This window comes from Nocardia coffeae (assembly GCF_019890715.1).
GTDB lineage: Bacteria > Actinomycetota > Actinomycetes > Mycobacteriales > Mycobacteriaceae > Nocardia > Nocardia jiangxiensis.
On the sequence record NZ_JAINZY010000072.1, the window covers coordinates 1 to 547 of the forward strand.

At 64.2% G+C, this 547-nt stretch carries 1 protein-coding gene; it reads left to right on the forward strand.

What is annotated here, in order from left to right; genetic code table 11:
• Window positions 1–199, forward strand: a 199-nt coding sequence (locus K7711_RS47085) for a hypothetical protein (protein ID WP_222979698.1), incomplete at its 5' end; no start/stop codon positions are given.
• Window positions 200–547 lie beyond the last annotated feature (348 nt).

Here is a 547-nt window from a genome sequence, read left to right on the forward strand (position 1 = left end):
CACGGTCTTCGTCGTGATCGCGGTTGCGCCGGTCGCCGTGCTCATGATCGCGCTCTTGCTCTGCCCCACCACCGCCGGACACCGCATGCTCGCCCACCTGCAGGCAGCACTGCCCATGACATCGCGGGTCGTCGCGGCAATCCTCATCGTCGCCGCCGTTGCCGCAGCCGCCGTCGGACTCACGATCATCCTCAGATAGCTGCGCGGGCTTGGACGCCCATCAACGCGGATGCAGCCGCCGTGGGACATCTGTGCAGGCGACTCCGAAAAGTGACATCGACGCTCCGAAGTCGCCTGTGGGTTGGTTTCGGAATCTAGTCTCGTTCTTGGCCTTGGCCTGGTTCAGAGTGCCTTGGGACACCGGCGAGTTCGGCCCGCACTCGGTGGGCGCGCGACGAGGCATCGGCGCAGCTCACCTGATGCGGCGTTCACACTCCTCGTAAGACGCACCAGAATTGAAGCAGTTGTCGAAGCCACTCTGTATGTCGCCGCTGGTAGGCGGCTCATCACAGAGAATTCCACACCGCGTATAGCCCGGGGCGTCGGT